Annotated in this window: 1 protein-coding gene, 6 tRNA genes and 1 rRNA gene; all 8 read left to right on the top strand. The window is 40.3% G+C overall.

All coding sequences use genetic code 11. From position 1 onward, the window contains the following. Window positions 1-83: 83 nt before the first annotated feature. Window positions 84-200 (top strand): 5S ribosomal RNA (gene rrf, locus ABES02_RS25270). A gap of 43 nt (window positions 201-243) precedes the next feature. Then, a tRNA-Glu gene (locus ABES02_RS25265) sits at window positions 244-318 on the top strand. Window positions 319-356: 38 nt separating this feature from the next. Continuing rightward, a tRNA-Val gene (locus ABES02_RS25260) sits at window positions 357-432 on the top strand. 139 nt (window positions 433-571) lie between these two features. Then, a tRNA-Phe gene (locus ABES02_RS25255) sits at window positions 572-647 on the top strand. 23 nt (window positions 648-670) lie between these two features. Continuing rightward, a tRNA-Tyr gene (locus ABES02_RS25250) sits at window positions 671-755 on the top strand. A 20-nt stretch (window positions 756-775) separates the two neighbouring features. Next, window positions 776-849, top strand: a tRNA-Gly gene (locus ABES02_RS25245). A gap of 9 nt (window positions 850-858) precedes the next feature. After that, a tRNA-Ile gene (locus ABES02_RS25240) sits at window positions 859-932 on the top strand. A 628-nt stretch (window positions 933-1560) separates the two neighbouring features. Further along, on the top strand, window positions 1561-2631 hold the full coding sequence (locus ABES02_RS25235) for a tartrate dehydrogenase (protein WP_430140529.1): 1071 nt from the start codon (window positions 1561-1563) through the stop codon (window positions 2629-2631). Window positions 2632-3042 lie beyond the last annotated feature (411 nt).

The following is a 3042-nucleotide window of genomic DNA, read 5'->3' as shown; positions in this document are numbered from 1 at the left end:
ACCAAGTTTTAAAGCGAACTCGTTTTTACGAAAACTTCTTCTGCATTATCTAGTTTTGAGGGAATGAAACCTCAAATAAATAGTCTGGTAATTATGGCGAGAAGGTCACACCCGTTCCCATACCGAACACGGAAGTTAAGCTTCTCAGCGCCGATGGTAGTTGGGGCAGGCGCCCCTGTGAGAGTAGGACGTTGCCAGGCTAAGCCCCTTTTGGGGCTATTATTTTGCACATTTTACATTTTGGGCCCCTTGGTCAAGCGGTTAAGACACCGCCCTTTCACGGCGGTAACACGGGTTCGAATCCCGTAGGGGTCACCAAAGTTTTTCGTGATAGCGAAAATAATGTTCATTAATTTGGAGGATTAGCTCAGCTGGGAGAGCATCTGCCTTACAAGCAGAGGGTCGGCGGTTCGATCCCGTCATCCTCCACCATATGGCTCAGAAGCTCAGTCGGTAGAGCAGATTGCTCACTTCATTGAAAAAGCATCTGCGGCAATCTGCGAGAAAGAACGAAAGTTCTTTTGAGCAAAGGAATGACCTCAAATTTATTGTAGGAAATTATTTAAAATATGGCTCAGTAGCTCAGTCGGTAGAGCAAAGGACTGAAAATCCTTGTGTCGGCGGTTCGATTCCGTCCTGAGCCACCATTTTTTTAGTTTTGTTTAAATGCGGAGGGGTAGCGAAGTGGCTAAACGCGGCGGACTGTAAATCCGCTCCCTCAGGGTTCGGCGGTTCGAATCCGTCCCCCTCCACCATTATTCAATTTTTCCAAAGTGCGGGTGTAGTTTAGTGGTAAAACCTCAGCCTTCCAAGCTGATGTTGTGAGTTCGATTCTCATCACCCGCTCCATTTTTTAATGGGCCTATAGCTCAGCTGGTTAGAGCGCACGCCTGATAAGCGTGAGGTCGATGGTTCGAGTCCATTTAGGCCCACTATAATAATCCCCGACTCACTTATAATCTCCCTAAAAACTCTTCTTTTTCTTCCGTATTTATATTTTCAACCTCATTGTAATATCATCTTCCTTACTAATTGCTTTTGCCACTTATATAAAAAACAAATCCACTATTTCTTTGTTATCTAGTCTACTTTAGTTCCTTTATTTAAACTAAGGCTCCGTTCTAACTCAATGATGATTTCACTGTGTTTGAAAAATAAACGGAAATATTCCGTGTGAATTGGGAAATACCCATATTCCCTTAAAAATAAAGGAAGTTTTTCCGTTTAACTTATCCAGATCCTTGGATTTTGTCTTATTTATGGTAATTAATCGGAATATCTCCGCTTATATCTGCTTCTTAAACTCCCTCTAAGTACATTAGCCGGAAATTCTCCGCCTATGAATTCTCATGTCTACACGAAAATCAATAATGAATAATAAAAGAGGATAAACTAGATAAATTGTACAAATAGCCATTTGTAAAAATATAGTATAATTTTCTTGTGGAATACCTACATAATAGATTTTTATAAATGTTACTTTACTGGTTGTCTATGACGCGCACGGAAAGATTAGTATTAACAGGTCGAAATATTCCAATAAGAGAGTAGGGAGAAATTATGAAGAAACTAGAAATGGCTGTTATTCCGGGGGATGGGATTGGCAAAGAAGTCGTTCCTGTTGCCATAAAGGTTTTAGATACAATAGCTGAAATACATGGCGGATTAAAGTTTGAGTACAAAGAGTTTCCATGGAGCTGTGACTACTACATGGAGCATGGAAAAATGATGCCGGATGACGGTTTGGATATTTTAAAAAACTTTGAGGCAATTTTTCTAGGGGCGATTGGAAATCCTCAGTTGATTCCAGATCATGTTTCGTTATGGGGACTTTTGATTAAGATTCGCCGAGAGTTTGAACAATCGATCAATATTCGACCAGCAAAGTTTTTTAAAGGACTGAAGTCACCGTTAGTTAATCCCAATGACTTTGATTTAATTGTGGTACGAGAAAATAGTGAAGGCGAATATAGTGAAGTGGGTGGAAGGATTCATCGTGGTGAAGATGAGGTGGCCATCCAAAATGCTATTTTTACAAAAAAGGGAACAGAACGTGCGATGCGCTATGCGTTTGAATTGGCTAAGCAGAGAAGAGGGCATGTCACATCCGCAACGAAGTCGAACGGTATTGTCCACTCGATGCCGTTTTGGGATGAGGTCTTTAATGAAGTCAAAACAGACTATGCGGATATTCAAACGGCTTCCTACCATATCGATGCGCTAGCTGCCTTTTTCGTGACAAGGCCGCAGATTTTTGATGTGATTGTGGCAAGTAATCTATTTGGCGATATTCTAACTGATATTGGAGGGGCAATCATGGGTAGTATCGGGATTGCGCCTGCAGCCAATATTAATCTAGAGGGAAAGTATCCATCTATGTTTGAACCTGTTCATGGTTCTGCGCCGGATATTTATGGCAAAGGCATTGCCAACCCAATCGGGCAGATTTGGACTGCTAAAATGATGCTCGATCATTTTGGGGAGCAGGAACTGGGACAGAAGCTTTTGGATGTAGTAGAAGAGGTAACAAATGACGGAATCAAAACCTCAGATATCGGCGGCACATCATCAACGATTGAGGTCGGTGAAGCCATCTGCAGCCGGTTGAAAAAGGTTTGCTCGGTATCATAATTGTATTTAATAGGAGAGAGACTGTCTCAAAGGGCGTTAAAGGATAACGCTTTTGAGCAGCCTCTTTTTTTAAATTGTGAACTCATGTTATCGCCCCATGAAGTCAGAAGTAACTTACCACGCAAAATTTGCCGAAGAGATTGATAGCTTTTTTAGTGATTGATAGTGAAAATAAATCATTTTAATTTTTTTTAAAAAAAGTATTGACCAATCTATTAATCTCCTGTAATATATGAAAAGTCGTCAGCGAGACGATGAACTAAATGAAATAAGTTGTTGACATTAACAACTTGAAATGATATATTAATAAAGTCGCTTTTGAGCGGTGAACTTGCTCTTTGAAAACTAAACAAACAAAAACGTTAACAAACAATAATATTCGTTTCTTACGAAACGAAGCCAACGTAACAA

The sequence above is a fragment of the Neobacillus pocheonensis genome (genome assembly GCF_050477905.1).
Lineage (GTDB): Bacteria > Bacillota > Bacilli > Bacillales > Cytobacillaceae > Neobacillus > Neobacillus pocheonensis_A.
The sequence above is the reverse complement of the archived record's forward strand: the minus strand, read 5'-3'. Positions and strand labels throughout refer to the sequence as shown.